This is a genomic window from Cellvibrio polysaccharolyticus (assembly GCF_015182315.1).
Lineage (GTDB): Bacteria > Pseudomonadota > Gammaproteobacteria > Pseudomonadales > Cellvibrionaceae > Cellvibrio > Cellvibrio polysaccharolyticus.
The window spans coordinates 3,826,027-3,839,730 of the sequence record NZ_PRDL01000001.1; the positions used below are offsets into that span (position 1 = coordinate 3,826,027).

Genomic DNA, 13,704 nt, shown 5'->3' on the forward strand with positions numbered 1-13,704 from the left:
GCTATGAATCATCTGTCGTTACGACTGTTGGCCGCCCTTGTGGGCGGCTATGCACTCGCCAACCTGCTTCCCCTTGCGCTTACTCTGTGGCTGCCGCTGACGCGAATCAGCAATACCGTCACGGCGCTATTACTCAGCTTCGCCGTCTATGTTGCTGCAATTCTCTGGGCATTCGCAGCGCCGAATGGCTGGCGGGCGCTGGCCGGTATGTTATGGATTGGCATTCCCGCGGCGTTGCTGATTGCGGTACGGGAGCTGATATTTTGAAAAACAGTTTTCGTCAAAGTATGTCCTGGCTGCACACCTGGACCGGGCTTATATTCGGCAGCTTGCTGTACTTTATTTTTCTCACCGGCACGCCGGGTTATTTCGATATTGAAATTGACCGCTGGATGCAACCCGAATTGCCCCCGGCCACACGCAGCGGAACGCTCGACGCCACCTCGGCGGCCCTGCATTTTCTCAACCGCCAGGCGGCGGATGCCAACCAATGGTATATCGAACTGCCAACCCACCGGGATACCCCTTATCTGGATGTGGCCTGGCGAGCGGACGGCCCCTGGCAAGACCAATTGCTGAGCGTCAGCGATGGCACGCCACTGGTCACCCCCAGAGCAACCGGTGGCGGCCAGCTGCTGTACCGCATGCACTGGCGGTTGCATTATTTACCTTCGCTACCCGCAACCCTGCTGGTCGGCTTTGCCACCCTGGTGATGCTGATCGGGTTGGTCACCGGCATTATTGTGCACAAAAAAATCTTTGCTGATTTCTTCACCTTTCGCCCCGGCAAAGGCCAGCGCTCGTGGCTGGATGCGCATAATATTTCCGGGGTGATGGCACTCCCCTTTCACCTGATGATTACCTATTCCGGCCTGCTGTTTTTCGCCACCACCCTGATGCCATTCATCATTCATGCGCATTACGGTGAAGATGAAGGCGGCATCAATGGCTTTTACGAGGACTTTTTACAGCAGAGCGAAATGCCGGCGCGCAGCGGGCAACCTCAGCCATTAACCAACCTTGCACCCTTGCTGGAACAGGCAGAAGCGCGCTGGGGCGAAGGTAATATCCGCTCTATCGTGGTGTACTTGCCAGGCGATGCCAACGCAGAAGTTCACCTTGGCCAACTGGCCAATAGCCCTTTGCGCAGCAATGAATCGCTGCGTTTTTCCGGCACCAGCGGTGAGTTACTGGAATGGCAGCCAGCGAGCCGTTTTTATACCCAGGCTGTTTCGGAAGTGTTTCTCGGATTGCATGAAGGCCTGTTCGCCGGGCCGGTATTACGCTGGCTTTATTTTGGTTCCGGGTTGCTGGGCAGCGCCATGATTGCTACCGGGCTGGTGCTGTGGACTCGCAAACGCCAGCAAAAACTGGCACGAAAAGGCAGCGCCGACCACCACCGTGGATTGCACCTGGTAGAACACCTGAATGTGGGCATTATTCTCGGCTTGCCCTGTGCCATCGCCCTCTACTTCTGGGCCAATCGTTTGCTGCCGGTCGGCTTCGCTGGCAGGGCAGATTGGGAGGCGCACATCCTGTTTATCAGCTGGGCGGCCTTGCTGCTGCACCCGTTTGTACGTCCGCTACCGCGGGCCTGGATAGAGCAAACATGGCTGGCAGCTGCCGCCTTCGGTTTATTACCGCTGCTCAATGCCCTGACTACCGACCAACACTTGCTTTATGCATTGCCTGCAGGTGACCTTGCCATGGCCGGTTTTGACCTGACCGCGCTGGCGAGCGGTGGCGGTTTTGCCCTGCTGGCAATTTACCTTTCCCGAAAGGCAGCTTGCAAAGCCGCTCTGCTGCAAAATCCCACCCCGGACACCCGGTTGCGGGGTTTACCCTGATGCTGCTGTTGCTGATTTTTCTTCTGTGTTCTCTGGGTTTTATGGCGCTGGCAGCCGCGATGGAACGCCATCAGCGGCAACTGGGCATTACTCCCGTTAACGCATCTGCCAGCCACCTGTGGCGGTGCGCCGGGATTGGCTGCCTCGCCCTGGCACTGGCGTTGAGCATGTGGCGAGATGGCTGGGCCGTGGGCATGGTTGTCTGGACCGGGGCATTGACGCTGGCAGGAATGGTTACCGCACTGTTATTAACCTGGCGCAGCAATGCCGGGTAGGCAGGTGCAGCGTCACGGTTTTCCCGGAAAACCGGCCACTCCCTTCATTTACCGGTGCATGCCATGTATCATCCCTGTCCTGTCAAACCGGAGCCAGATTCCGGGGGCAACCTCTGAAAACAGCGCCAAAGAGCCTGTGAAAACGAGCACTACCGTTTTTCCCACCTTGTTGACTAGAGAGTATCAACCATGAAAATCGCATTAATGAACGAATTCAGCCAGGCGTCCAAAAACGCGATCGTGTTGCAGCAGTTGCAGGAAGTCGCTGCCGAGAAGCAACACAGCGTGTTTAACGTAGGCATGAGCGATGACAACGATCATTACCTCACCTACATTCACCTGGGCGTTATTGCCAGCTTGTTGCTGAACTCCAAAGCGGTCGATTTTGTTGTCAGTGGTTGTGGTACCGGCCAGGGCGCAATGATGTCCCTGAACGCACACCCGGGCGTATTCTGCGGTTACTGCATCGAGCCTACCGACGCTTACCTGTTCGCCCAGGTCAATAACGGTAACGCGCTGGCACTGCCCTTCGCCAAAGGTTTTGGTTGGGGTGCCGAGCTGAACATTCGCACCATTTTCGAAAAAGCCTTCACCGGCGTGCGCGGCCAGGGTTACCCGTCAGAGCGTCGTGAATCCCAGGTGCGTAACGCCGGCATTCTCACCCAGGTTAAAGAAGCCACTGCCAAAAACTATCTGGATGGTTTGCGTGCGATAGATCCGGAAATTGTAAAAACCGCCGTTTCCGGTGAGCGCTTCCAGGCCTGTTTCTTTGAAAACAGCCAGGACGCCAGCATCACCGCCTTTGTTAAAGAAGTTCTGGGCAAGTAAGCCTTGTTGCTGCCGGTTCCACCGGCAGCATCCCCCGCTTTTTGTATTTTCTTCGCCTTCGGTTATTTTCCCGCACACCATCGACTATTCTTCGCTATTCAGGCTTCGCCAACCTCGTCCCGGCCCGTTAAGCCATCGCTTTTGGCAAATCTGTTGAAGTGTTAAGCTCGCGCCCATTCTGTGAGGATTTTCTGTTATGCATATTCATATTCTGGGGATCTGCGGCACCTTTATGGGTAGCCTGGCGCAACTGGCCAAAGCACTCGGCCATCGGGTAACCGGCAGCGATACCAACGTTTATCCGCCCATGAGCACCCAGCTCGAACAAGCCGGTATTGAATTGATGCAGGGCTTTGCCCCGGCGCATTTGCAACCGGCACCGGACCTGGTGGTTATTGGCAATGCCATGAGCCGTGGCAACCCGGCGGTGGAATATGTGCTCGACAATAATATTCCCTACACCTCCGGCCCGCAGTGGCTGCGCGATCATGTATTACCTGGTCGCTGGGTATTGGCCGTTGCCGGTACGCACGGCAAAACCTCCACCGCGAGTATGCTGGCCTGGATTCTCGACTACGCCGGTATGGCGCCGGGTTATTTGATCGGCGGCGTTACCCGCAATTTTCCCACCTCGGCGCGCCTTGGCGATACGCCGTTTTTCGTGGTGGAAGCCGATGAATACGACAGTGCCTTTTTCGACAAGCGCTCCAAGTTTGTTCACTACCAGCCGCGCACGCTGATTCTCAACAACCTCGAATTTGACCACGCCGACATCTTCCCCGACCTGGCGGCGATTCAACGCCAGTTCCACCATCTGGTGCGCACGGTGCCGGGCAATGGTCTGATAGTCGCACCCGCCAATGACGAAGCGCTGCAGCAAGTGCTCGACCAGGGTTGCTGGACGCCCACACAGCGCTTTGGTGTGCAGGATGACAGCGGCGAGTGGGTGGCAGAATTATTAAGTGCCGATGGCTCATCCTTCCGGGTGCTGCACAACGGCGAACCGGCAGCCACGGTGCACTGGCAACAAACCGGCCACCACAACGTCAGTAACGGGCTGGCGGCGATGATTGCCGCGCGTCATGTGGGTGTAACGCCATCGATAACCGCTGATGCACTGGCCGCCTTTGAAGGCGTAAAACGGCGCATGGAATGCCTCGCCGATGTGCACGGCATTCGCGTTTACGATGATTTTGCCCACCACCCCACCGCCATCAAAACCACGCTCGCCGGGCTGCGCGCCAAAGTGGGCGGCGAAAAAATTATCGCCATCATCGAACCCCGCTCCAACACCATGCGCATGGGTGTACACAAAGACAACCTCGGCCTCGCGTGTACCGATGCCGATGCGGTGCTCTGGTTTCAACCGGCCAATGTTGACTGGGCGCTGGACGATGTGGTCAACCACAGCCCGGTGCCATCGAAACTGCTGCGCGACCTGGATGAACTGATTCACTGCGCCCTGGCGCTGGCCGAAGGCCCAACGCATATGGTGATCATGAGCAACGGCGGTTTTGGTGGTGTGCATCAAAAACTGATTCATCAGCTGCAAGTGCATTCACTCTAATGACCGGGAGACAAGCAATGCGTGACATTCGCACCATCACTCTGGCGATGACCGGCGCTTCCGGCGCGCAATACGGTTTGCGCCTGCTGCAATGTTTACTGGCGGCAGATTACCGGGTGTATTTACTGCTTTCTTCTGCCGCCGAAGTGGTGATTCGCACCGAGACCGATCTGGATTTGCCCGACACCCTCGAAGCGCAGCAAGCCATGTTATGCCAGCGCTACAGCGCATCGGATGAACAGCTGCAATTGTTTGGCCGCGATGACTGGTTCTCACCGGTCGCCTCCGGCTCCAGCTCGCCCTCGGCAATGGTGATATGCCCGGCCAGCGGCGGTTCGCTGTCTGCCATTGCGCACGGCGCCAGCAACAACCTGATTGAACGCGCCGCCGATGTTGCGCTGAAAGAGCGCCGCAAATTAATTGTGGTGCCACGAGAAACGCCTTATTCAGCCATTCACCTGGAAAATATGCTCAAGTTGACGCAAATGGGCGCTATCGTATTACCGGCCAGCCCCGGCTTTTATATGCAGCCACAAACCATTGAAGAGCTGGTCGATTTTGTAGTGGCCCGCATTCTTGATCAACTGGGTGTAGAACAGGATTTGCTCCCCCGCTGGGGCGAAGATTAATAACCGCGCCAGCCATTACTTTTTTATTTTTTAACGGATCCTCGATAAACCAACATGACCAACGCTGATTTGCAAACACAATTGTTACAGGAAACTGCACAAATTCCCTGGCGGGAACTGCAACGTTTTTTCGCCGCCGGCCAGGCCATTGCCGTGGATACTTCGCTGGATTTGCTGGACGTTGCCCACACCCTCGCGCAGGACGATGCCATTTGTCTGAAAGCCTGGATGGAAGCCGGCAAGGTTGATGTGGTAAGCGACCAGCAAGCCGCACAATGGTTTGAGCAGGATGCACTGGTATGGGCGGTGGTGATCAAGCCCTGGGTATTGGTACAACAACGTCAAACCCATTGACTGTTTTTTTGCTACGGAAACTTCTATGAAACACATCTCGCTGTCCGGAATTGCCCTGCGTTTTGTTTTTGCTTTGTTATTAATTCTCGCCACCTATAACCCTACCGGAAAATCCTATTACCACTGGGTTGCCGAAAACTGGTCAAACCTCACGCCCTACATTGCCATCGCCGGTTTGGGCTTGCTCATTGGCTGGGTGGTTTACCTCAACGCAACCCTGCGCTCACTCGGCTTTGCCGGTTTGCTATTAGCCGGTGCGTTTCTCGCGTGTTTTGTCTGGCTGCTGGTGTACTGGGGCTGGCTGGATATGGATCGCTACTCATCCATCGCCTGGGTTTCAGAAATTTTGCTGGCGATACTACTCACGGTAGGCATGTGCTGGTCCATTATCCGCCGCGCAATTTCCGGGCAAGTGGATATGGATGATGTGGATGACCGCACCTGATAGCGGTGCATTTCGCTGACCCGAATGGCGGGTCAGCAATCCGAATTTAATAATAAAACGGTGCCCGAACCATGCTCAAATTCAACCTCCTCGCGCTCGCCATTATTTTTTCTGCCAACGCGTATAGCGAACCGGCCATTGTGTTGCCGACCAACGTCCCGGCGTCGTCAGTACCGGAAAAAGACTTGCATCATGTGGATACGCTGAATATTCACGACCCGGCGGTGCTGGCCGACCCGGTTAGCAAAAAATATTACGTGTACGACAGCTTCCACTACGGTAACCCGCACGAAAAACTGCACTCACCGAATGGCAGAGCCGGGGTCGAAGTATTCTGGAGCGATGACCTGGTTAATTGGCAAGGGCCGGAGCTGGCTTACGATTACGAAGAAGATTCCTGGGCCAACACCCAACACGCGCCCTGGGCACCGGAAGTGGCCTTCTACAACGGCAAGTACTACCTCTTTCTCACCTTTCATAACTACGACGAAGAAATCGGCAACGCCGACGAAGGCCACCCACCGCTGGTACGCAGAGCCTCGCAAATTCTGGTCAGCGACAGCCCGCGCGGCCCCTTCAAACGTTTTGCCAACCAACCGCAAACCCCGGCGGGCGAAATGGCGCTGGACGGAACCCTGTGGATTGAAGACGGCCAGCCCTGGATGATTTATTGCCAGGAATGGATACAAACCGGCGACGGTTTGATAAAAGCCATTCGCCTCAGCGAAGACCTGTCAGAAAGCATCGGCGAACCGATTACCCTGATCAATGCCGGCGATGTGGATTGGACGGCAAAAACTACCCGCCACGAAGGCAAGGATATTCGCGCCGTAGTGACTGACGGCCCCTGGCCGTATCGCAGTAAAACCGGAAAATTAATGCTGCTCTGGTCAAGCTGGAACAAAGACAAAGCAAAAGCCTACACCACCTCCCTCGCCTTTTCCGACAACGGCAAATTAAACGGCAACTGGAGCCACCGCGAGCAGCCATTAATTTGGGGCGACCGCGGCCACGGTAATATCTTCCGCAGCTTCGATGGCCAACTGATGCTGTCGCTACACCGCTACTTCAACCAGCCACACACTCGCTTGCAAATATTCGAGCTTGAAGATCTGGGCGATGATTTGAAAATCGGTAAGCAATTGTTCGGGTATCCCTGATATAAAAAACGGGTCGCTATTGCCGGGCAATCACTTTGACCGGCATATGCGACTCGATCAACTCAGCTACCCAATCTACAAATACCCTTAGCCGGGCATTGATGTGCCTATTCGCAGGAAAGGCGATATAAAGCGGCATGGGTGCGATTTGCCACTCTTCAAACAACGGCACCAATTCACCCGAGGCAATATGAGCCGCTGCCATATAGTGCGGCAACCAGAGCATACCAAGCCCCGCCAAACCGGCCGCCAGATAAGCATTTCCATCATCAACAGATAAAATATATTGCCCTTGCACCGACACCTTTTCCTGACCACGATGCAAATCATAAGGTAATACCTTGCCCGCCCTCGCCCCACGAAAACCCACAATGCGGTGGTGGCTGTTTTCCAGTTCGCGCGGGTGCTCAATAGAACCGTACCGCTCAAGGTAGCCCTGCGTGGCATAAATACCGATAGGCAAATCACCTGCGTGTCGGGCGATCAATGACGAATCCGTCAGTGCACCACCGCGCACAACACAATCAATTTTTTCGTCGATCAAATCAATCATGCGATCACTGGCTCCCAAATCCAATTGAATATCCGGGTAACGCGCATGAAAATCCGGCAGCGCCGGAATCAGAAATAGACGAGCGAAAGGGCTCGGCACATCAATACGCAAACGACCGCGAGGCGCACCGGAAGCATTGGATAGCCCGCTCTCCAGGTCATCCATATCACTGAGCAATCCAACAACCCGCTCGTAATAAATGACACCATCAGCGGTGAGATTAACTTTACGGGTAGTGCGATTCAGCAGCTTGATACGCAAACGCGTTTCCAGTTGCTGTACAAGCTGGGTGACCGTGGTCTTACTCATATGCAAGGTACTGGCGGCCTTGGTGAAACTGCCGGTTTCTACCACTCGCACAAAAGCTCGCATTGCATCAAACCGATCCATTTTTTCTTCCCCCCACTCACGCCATTGTTTGGAAAACGCAAACAATGTTAACCGAATTTGCTCGTTTATCGGCAAGAGACTCAGGCTTACAGTAACGACATCATTGATGCGACACTTATAGAGGTAATGCATGACAACGCGTGATGTTGTTTTTCCGGAAGGGCGCCAGGCGCTATATGAACGTAATCGTTATTCACCGGCGATTAAATCCAACGGCTTTCTCTTCGTTTCCGGTCAGGTAGGAAGCCTGGAAGACGGCTCGCCAGAGCCTAATCTGGAAGCGCAAGTAAGACGGGCATTCGAAAACCTGAATGCCATATTGGCAAGCGCCGGCGCAACCTTCAATGACGTTATTGATGTAACGGTATTTATGGTTAACCCGGAATCAATATTTGAAACCGTTTGGAAAATCGTGCCGGAATACTGGGGCGAAGCACCCCATCCGACGCTCACCGGCGTGGGCGTGACATGGCTATATGGTTTCCAGTTTGAAATAAAGGTTATTGCGAAACTGCCGGATGCAGCAGACAGTCGGGTGGTTGTATAGGTCGGTTGCCAAGGCACACCGACGGACGGATGAAATATTGTTTGTCGGTGTAATTTTCAACGTAAATCCTGCGGTTCGCAGAAAACCTGCAAAATCCAACTCGCTGATTAAGGCAACGGAAAACCAATCGGCAACTGGAGCCACCGCGAGCAGTCATTAATTTGGAGCGACCGCGCCACGGCAATATCTTCCGCAGCTTCGACGGCCAACTCATGCTGTCGCTACACAGCTACTTCAACCAGCCACACACTCGCTTGCAAATATTCGAGTTGGAAGATCTGGGGAATGATTTGAAAATCGGCAAGCAGTTGTTCGGGCATCCTTGATAGAAGATGCCTTGGCCGGCTGTGAAATTTCAGCAGGATCAGAAGGCCGAATATTAAATCTTCCCCGTGCAGGCATAAATTGCCCGAGCGATGCTGCACGATTTGCTATGTATACCTCTCATAGACACCAAAACTCCACCACCCCCTGCCAACACTGATTCAGCAAAAAAATGAGCGTTAGCAGCCCTCCGCAAACATGCATTTTAATAAAACAAATTCTTGACCCTGACGCGACGTTATACTTGAGAATTCCGACTGTTCTCAACAACAGTCCAAATTTGGAGAAGCTATATGTGCAATGGTCAAGAGTACAGTGTCAGCGAATTAAGCAAATTGGCTGGCGTGTCCGTGCGCACACTTCATCATTACGATCAGATAGGGCTAATAACACCATACCGCAGGGATAACGGCTACAGGGAGTATGGTTACGAGCATCTGGTAAGGCTACAGCAGATTATTATTTACCGTGAACTGGATTTCTCACTCGCCGATATCGGACGATTGGTAAATGCCGACAACTATGATCTGCTATCAGCTTTGGAGTCCCAGAAAGCACTACTGTTGGAGAGACAAACCAAAACCAACGCAATGATCAACAGTATCGAGGTTACTATGGCCAGCACCAAAGCAGAAAAAAATATAGCAATAATGTTTGAAAATTTGCCAACAGGGAAATTGGAAACATGGGACAAGCTGACCGGGGATGCATATGGCATTAGTATTTCCGAGGCGCTTAAGAAACATTCTATTGCAAGCAACCTTACCGAGGAAGAGGCCTTGGCATGCAAAGAAGAAAACGAGGCATTTATCGACGAGTATGTGAAAGCTATAGATTTACCGATTGAATCCAAAATTATTCAAGACCTGGTGAAGCGATACCTCCATTTGGGGGAATCCATGCTTGGGCCGAATGTAAAGAAAAATCTCGACTACGAAACAATACTTTTACTCGCTGACAAAATGATTAATGACACTGCTATGCACGAACTTCACAGCTTCTACCACCCTGATCTATCCCGACACTTGGGAAAAGCAATGCAGCACTATGCCGAAGAAAACCTAAAGGATAAGTAGTCAATTTATTGAGGAAGTGCTCGATGACTTATGGGCCTTCCTCAATAATTTGAACAGTACTGCACATGGCCATGCTGCTACATATTAATCCAACTATTTAACGCACGGAGTTTAAAGCGTACTTGACGGAAGGACATGATTACGCCGTCGGTGTAGATTTCTTCGAGTTTTAAATCCGGGGCGATGAGGGCGCCGGTTTGCCAGGCGCGGCCGTTGATGAGTACGCTGGGCTGGCCGCCTTCATAGTTGTGGCGGGCGTAGTTAATGGAAGGAATTTCCTGACGCAGGCTCCAGGGCAAGTCGCCAATATCCGGCAGGTTGCGCAGGCTGTCGTAGTTGCGAATATCTTCCTGCACCGGCATGGCAGGCGGTAGCGAGGTGGATGCGGGTGGTGATGTTTCCTGTGCAGCAATAACCGGTAACGGCTCGGGTTCAGGCTCGTAGAGCGATTGTGGTTCGGTTGGCGCCGCTGTGGATTCCGATTCGTCAGCCGTAGCATAAAGTGCTGCCAGTTCGTCCACGGTTGTTTCGGTGTCGGATTCTGTTTCTGTAATTTCTACAGACGCAGCGGTTTCTGTTATTGCTGTTGGCTGAGGCTGAGGCTGAGGCTGAGGCTGAGGCTGAGGCTGAGGCTGAGGCTCAATGATTGTTGCAGGCGCTTGAGGAATAGCCTCTGGCACAGCAGGTGTGGCAGGTGTGGCAGGTGTGGCAGGTGTGGCAGGTGTGGCAGGTTCACGGTAAGTCACTTCGGGTGGAGAACGCTGTTCAGCCGGAGCGACTTCCTGTTGAACGACAACCGGCAAAGCAGCAGGCAATACATTGCCTTGTTGTTGCCAGAACCAGAAAGCCGCGAGAATGATGATTAACATCAGCGGCAGTAAAAAAATCCACACACTGGCGCGGCGTTTTTGCTGCGGTGGTTCAGCAGTGGGCACGTGAATGGTTTGCAAATCCGGTACGCGGCTGTCGGCATTGCGGCGTTCGCGTTCGGCGCGGTTCAGCGCATCAAGAATTAATGACATCAGTGTTGCTCCTCATCTGCCATTAATACCGCTGCGAATGCTTCTTCGTCGGTGAGCAGCGTTTTATCAAAACCCAGAACTTCATTTAATTTTCGTAAGGTTTGTGCACCGGCGATGCCGTCTGCATGCAAACCTTGTTTTGCCTGAAACATTTCAACGCGTTTTTTTAATACCGGGGTAAAGGTGTCGCGGGTCAAGGGCTGTTCCTGTCCATCCAGTTGTGCAAATTGCAAAGCCAGCCAGCGCACCGTAAGGCTGCGTTCACCGGGCACTACCGCGCGCTCATAGGCGGGCGGGCGCTGCCATACATAATTGACTTGTCCATTCCACAGCTGCGCCAGTTGCGACCAGGGCACAACAAACGCGCCGGTTTCATCGTGTAGTAAAGCCTGGTCATCGGACAAACCGACCAAAGTAACGTACACCTGTTTTCTATCAGCAGTGACCAGCGTCATCACCAGCGGGCGGTTAATTTCCCGCAGGTCATTCCAGGTTTGCAATCGCACCCGCTCACAAACATATCCGCCTTCTGCGATACAACCGTTATAGGTGTGTTCGCGCGAGGCGATGCCATTGAAAGAAACCAGCTGAGCAAATGCCTGATCTGCCTCATTGTAATAACGCGTTAATGCCGTGGCAGTTTCAATAGCAACTGCCGATGCGCTATGACTGGAAAATGCTTGCGAGCTGACGACAGCGCTTGAAGATTCAACCGGGGATGAAGAAGCCGGCACTGACGTTTGTGGGGCGGGCTGCCAGGCGAAAAAGCCAATAGCGCCCACCGTAGCCAACCCCAGCAAGGCGGCAACCGCAATGGGCGCCAGTTGTAGCGATTTTTCAGGGCGGGAAAATATTTCTACCGGCTTTCCGGAAACTTCGGCAGCGGCCAGGCGAAAAACTTCATCATCAATAGTGTGAGTATTTTTTCCGTAAGCGCCCAGTAACATGCGTTCACAAATCACGTTGATCAACCGGGGAATGCCGCCGCTGGATTCATGCACCCGGCGCACCAGCGCTGGCGTAAACGGGTTGCGATTATCGCGCAAACCGGCAACCTGTAAACGGTGCGCAATGTAAGCAGATGTTTCTTCCAGCGAGAGCGCTTCGAGATGAAAGCGTGCCGTAATACGTTGCGACAATTGCCGCAGCGATGCCCGCTCCAGCATTTTTTTCAGTTCCGGCTGACCGACCAGAATAATTTGCAGCAATTTTTCGGTGGTGGTTTCCAGGTTGGTGAGCAGGCGAATTTGCTCAAGCACTTTGGGGTGCAGCAGCTGGGCTTCATCAATTAATAAAACCGTTTTGCGACCACGCTCGTGACTGTCCAGCAAGTAACGATAGAGTGCATCTACCAGCGATTTTACCGAGTCGGTTTTGTGATTATGCTCAATACCCAGCTCGTCACAAATGGTCGATAGCAATTCCGGCGCACTGGCCATGGGGTTGAGAATAATCGCGATGTCGGTATCTTCCGGCAGCTGTTCCAGCAGGCAGCGGATGATGGTTGTTTTGCCGGTGCCGACTTCGCCGGTGAGCATAACAAAGCCACCCACCTGAATGCCGTAGAGCAAATGCGCCAGCGCTTCGCGGTGCTGGTCGCTCATGTAGAGGTAGCGGGGATTGACCGCTATCGAAAATGCTTTTTCCTGTAACCCGAAAAATTCCTGATACATAGGGGTATATTATTATGTCCATTGTGATGTATGAGTGACACGCTGTTTCTATCTTTCCAACAATCGGCTTTCCACAACCTCGCTTTCCAAAGACCCTGATGTTACAGGATCAACTGCGGCGTAGCGGATGAGGACCGTCTGCCGCAGGGATGCGGCAGTCGAGCCCCCAGGGATGGGTTCACGGCGAGTCCACATCTGCTACGCAGCAGTTGAGCCCTGCACCGCGCCTTCACCGTTTTAGTGACGATATTAACCACGTTACTTTTTATGGTGCTTTTCCCAGTTTTCCAATTTTTTGCGTTCGCTTTTTCGCAACAACACATAGGTGGCACCGGTTGCGCCATGGTGTTTTTGCGCCGAATGAAAAGCCAGCACTTCCGGAAACTCAGGCAACCAGTGTGCCACACAACTTTTCAGCAACGCCGGTTGCTCACGGCCTTCACCTTTGCCGTGGGTAATCAGCGCGCAGCGAATATCGTTGCTCATGCAATCGCGAATAAATTGGAATACCGCCGCGCGCGCCTGCTCAACGGTCATGCGATGCAAATCCAATCTCGCATCAATGGGGTATTTTCCCTGTCGAAGGCTACGATAAACACCGTGCTGAACCCCATCGCGTTTGAATTCCAGAACCGTGTTCGGGTCTTGCAATTCAATGTGGTACTCCGACAAAAAATTGCTATCACTCACCGGTTCGGCCACGGCGGCTTCGCGACGGCGCACGGCATTCAACTTATCGGCTGGCGAGGCCAGTAACACCCGATCATCGGCAGCGATCGGTTTGACATCGTGCATCGCCTGAAAAAAATCAACGGTGTCGGCTTGTTTGGAAGTCATGGTATCTACCTGTACCGGCAGCCTGCTGTAACCACACGGCAGACTCCGTTTAACCTGTCATTGCTCCTGCGTGCCAGGGCTGAATGAGACGATTATGCCACGCCGGGCGGCCTCTCTGTGACCCCGCGATACGGCCAATGTGCCGTCATTGTCAGGGCCGACTTGAATCGCATCATT

At 53.5% G+C, this 13,704-nt stretch carries 16 protein-coding genes; 12 read left to right on the top strand and 4 right to left on the bottom strand.

What is annotated here, in order from left to right; genetic code table 11:
* The first annotated feature begins 3 nt into the window (after positions 1-3).
* The 9 genes from C4F51_RS16135 (at position 4) to C4F51_RS16175 (ending at position 7,105) form a co-directional block, all read left to right on the top strand.
* Entirely contained in the window at positions 4-267 is a 264-nt protein-coding gene (locus tag C4F51_RS16135; RefSeq protein ID WP_193911545.1) for an iron transporter, read from the top strand.
* Positions 264-1,847: a PepSY-associated TM helix domain-containing protein gene (locus C4F51_RS16140; RefSeq protein ID WP_193911547.1), complete on the top strand. Its 1,584-nt coding sequence runs from the start codon at positions 264-266 to the stop codon at positions 1,845-1,847. The genes C4F51_RS16135 and C4F51_RS16140 overlap by 4 nt, the downstream gene beginning before the upstream one ends.
* Complete coding sequence (locus tag C4F51_RS16145; RefSeq protein ID WP_193911549.1) at positions 1,847-2,122, top strand: DUF3325 domain-containing protein; 276 nt, start codon at positions 1,847-1,849, stop codon at positions 2,120-2,122. The genes C4F51_RS16140 and C4F51_RS16145 overlap by 1 nt, the downstream gene beginning before the upstream one ends.
* 189 nt (positions 2,123-2,311) lie before the next feature.
* Entirely contained in the window at positions 2,312-2,950 is a 639-nt protein-coding gene (locus C4F51_RS16150) for an RpiB/LacA/LacB family sugar-phosphate isomerase (RefSeq protein ID WP_193911551.1), read from the top strand.
* A 196-nt stretch (positions 2,951-3,146) separates the two neighbouring features.
* Complete coding sequence (gene mpl / locus C4F51_RS16155) at positions 3,147-4,517, top strand: UDP-N-acetylmuramate:L-alanyl-gamma-D-glutamyl-meso-diaminopimelate ligase (protein ID WP_193911553.1); 1,371 nt, start codon at positions 3,147-3,149, stop codon at positions 4,515-4,517.
* A 17-nt stretch (positions 4,518-4,534) separates the two neighbouring features.
* Positions 4,535-5,146, top strand: a complete 612-nt coding sequence (locus C4F51_RS16160) for a flavin prenyltransferase UbiX (protein WP_193911555.1) — start codon at positions 4,535-4,537, stop codon at positions 5,144-5,146.
* 54 nt (positions 5,147-5,200) lie between these two features.
* Positions 5,201-5,500, top strand: coding sequence for a DUF2288 domain-containing protein (locus C4F51_RS16165; RefSeq protein WP_193911557.1), 300 nt, complete (start codon positions 5,201-5,203; stop codon positions 5,498-5,500).
* A 25-nt stretch (positions 5,501-5,525) separates the two neighbouring features.
* A complete protein-coding gene (locus C4F51_RS16170) occupies positions 5,526-5,945 on the top strand; it encodes a DUF6524 family protein (protein ID WP_193911559.1) in 420 nt (139 codons plus the stop codon).
* Between the two features lie 71 nt (positions 5,946-6,016).
* Positions 6,017-7,105: a glycoside hydrolase family 43 protein gene (locus C4F51_RS16175; RefSeq protein WP_193911561.1), complete on the top strand. Its 1,089-nt coding sequence runs from the start codon at positions 6,017-6,019 to the stop codon at positions 7,103-7,105.
* Between the two features lie 16 nt (positions 7,106-7,121).
* Here the strand turns inward: C4F51_RS16175 and C4F51_RS16180 are convergent, their stop codons facing one another.
* Entirely contained in the window at positions 7,122-8,048 is a 927-nt protein-coding gene (locus C4F51_RS16180; RefSeq protein WP_193911563.1) for a LysR family transcriptional regulator, read from the bottom strand.
* Positions 8,049-8,178: 130 nt separating this feature from the next.
* Between C4F51_RS16180 and C4F51_RS16185 the strand changes: the two genes are divergently transcribed.
* The 3 genes from C4F51_RS16185 (at position 8,179) to C4F51_RS16195 (ending at position 9,995) form a co-directional block, all read left to right on the top strand.
* Complete coding sequence (locus C4F51_RS16185; protein WP_193911565.1) at positions 8,179-8,595, top strand: RidA family protein; 417 nt, start codon at positions 8,179-8,181, stop codon at positions 8,593-8,595.
* A 161-nt stretch (positions 8,596-8,756) separates the two neighbouring features.
* Positions 8,757-8,921, top strand: coding sequence for a hypothetical protein (locus C4F51_RS16190; RefSeq protein ID WP_193911567.1), 165 nt, complete (start codon positions 8,757-8,759; stop codon positions 8,919-8,921).
* Between the two features lie 291 nt (positions 8,922-9,212).
* Positions 9,213-9,995, top strand: coding sequence for a MerR family transcriptional regulator (locus C4F51_RS16195; RefSeq protein ID WP_193911569.1), 783 nt, complete (start codon positions 9,213-9,215; stop codon positions 9,993-9,995).
* 77 nt (positions 9,996-10,072) lie between these two features.
* Here C4F51_RS16195 and C4F51_RS16200 read toward each other — a convergent pair whose 3' ends face one another.
* The 3 genes from C4F51_RS16200 to smrA all read right to left on the bottom strand — a co-directional run bounded on the left by C4F51_RS16200 (position 10,073) and on the right by smrA (position 13,527).
* Positions 10,073-11,017, bottom strand: a complete 945-nt coding sequence (locus C4F51_RS16200) for a general secretion pathway protein GspB (protein WP_193911571.1) — start codon at positions 11,015-11,017, stop codon at positions 10,073-10,075.
* Positions 11,017-12,690, bottom strand: a complete 1,674-nt coding sequence (locus C4F51_RS16205; RefSeq protein WP_193911573.1) for an ExeA family protein — start codon at positions 12,688-12,690, stop codon at positions 11,017-11,019. The genes C4F51_RS16200 and C4F51_RS16205 overlap by 1 nt, the downstream gene beginning before the upstream one ends.
* 258 nt (positions 12,691-12,948) lie before the next feature.
* Positions 12,949-13,527: a DNA endonuclease SmrA gene (gene smrA / locus C4F51_RS16210; protein ID WP_193911574.1), complete on the bottom strand. Its 579-nt coding sequence runs from the start codon at positions 13,525-13,527 to the stop codon at positions 12,949-12,951.
* Positions 13,528-13,704: the final 177 nt, after the last annotated feature.

Bases quoted from the DNA above. Each gene is read 5' to 3' on its own strand.
- C4F51_RS16135 (WP_193911545.1), top strand. From the start codon at position 4: ATGAATCATCTGTCGTTACGACTGTTGGCCGCCCTTGTGGGCGGCTAT.
- C4F51_RS16145 (WP_193911549.1), top strand. From the start codon at position 1,847: ATGCTGCTGTTGCTGATTTTTCTTCTGTGTTCTCTGGGTTTTATGGCG.
- C4F51_RS16150 (WP_193911551.1), top strand. From the start codon at position 2,312: ATGAAAATCGCATTAATGAACGAATTCAGCCAGGCGTCCAAAAACGCG.
- mpl (WP_193911553.1), top strand. From the start codon at position 3,147: ATGCATATTCATATTCTGGGGATCTGCGGCACCTTTATGGGTAGCCTG.
- C4F51_RS16160 (WP_193911555.1), top strand. From the start codon at position 4,535: ATGCGTGACATTCGCACCATCACTCTGGCGATGACCGGCGCTTCCGGC.
- C4F51_RS16165 (WP_193911557.1), top strand. From the start codon at position 5,201: ATGACCAACGCTGATTTGCAAACACAATTGTTACAGGAAACTGCACAA.
- C4F51_RS16170 (WP_193911559.1), top strand. From the start codon at position 5,526: ATGAAACACATCTCGCTGTCCGGAATTGCCCTGCGTTTTGTTTTTGCT.
- C4F51_RS16175 (WP_193911561.1), top strand. From the start codon at position 6,017: ATGCTCAAATTCAACCTCCTCGCGCTCGCCATTATTTTTTCTGCCAAC.
- C4F51_RS16180 (WP_193911563.1), bottom strand. From the start codon at position 8,048: ATGGATCGGTTTGATGCAATGCGAGCTTTTGTGCGAGTGGTAGAAACC.
- C4F51_RS16185 (WP_193911565.1), top strand. From the start codon at position 8,179: ATGACAACGCGTGATGTTGTTTTTCCGGAAGGGCGCCAGGCGCTATAT.
- C4F51_RS16195 (WP_193911569.1), top strand. From the start codon at position 9,213: ATGTGCAATGGTCAAGAGTACAGTGTCAGCGAATTAAGCAAATTGGCT.
- C4F51_RS16200 (WP_193911571.1), bottom strand. From the start codon at position 11,017: ATGTCATTAATTCTTGATGCGCTGAACCGCGCCGAACGCGAACGCCGC.
- C4F51_RS16205 (WP_193911573.1), bottom strand. From the start codon at position 12,690: ATGTATCAGGAATTTTTCGGGTTACAGGAAAAAGCATTTTCGATAGCG.
- smrA (WP_193911574.1), bottom strand. From the start codon at position 13,527: ATGACTTCCAAACAAGCCGACACCGTTGATTTTTTTCAGGCGATGCAC.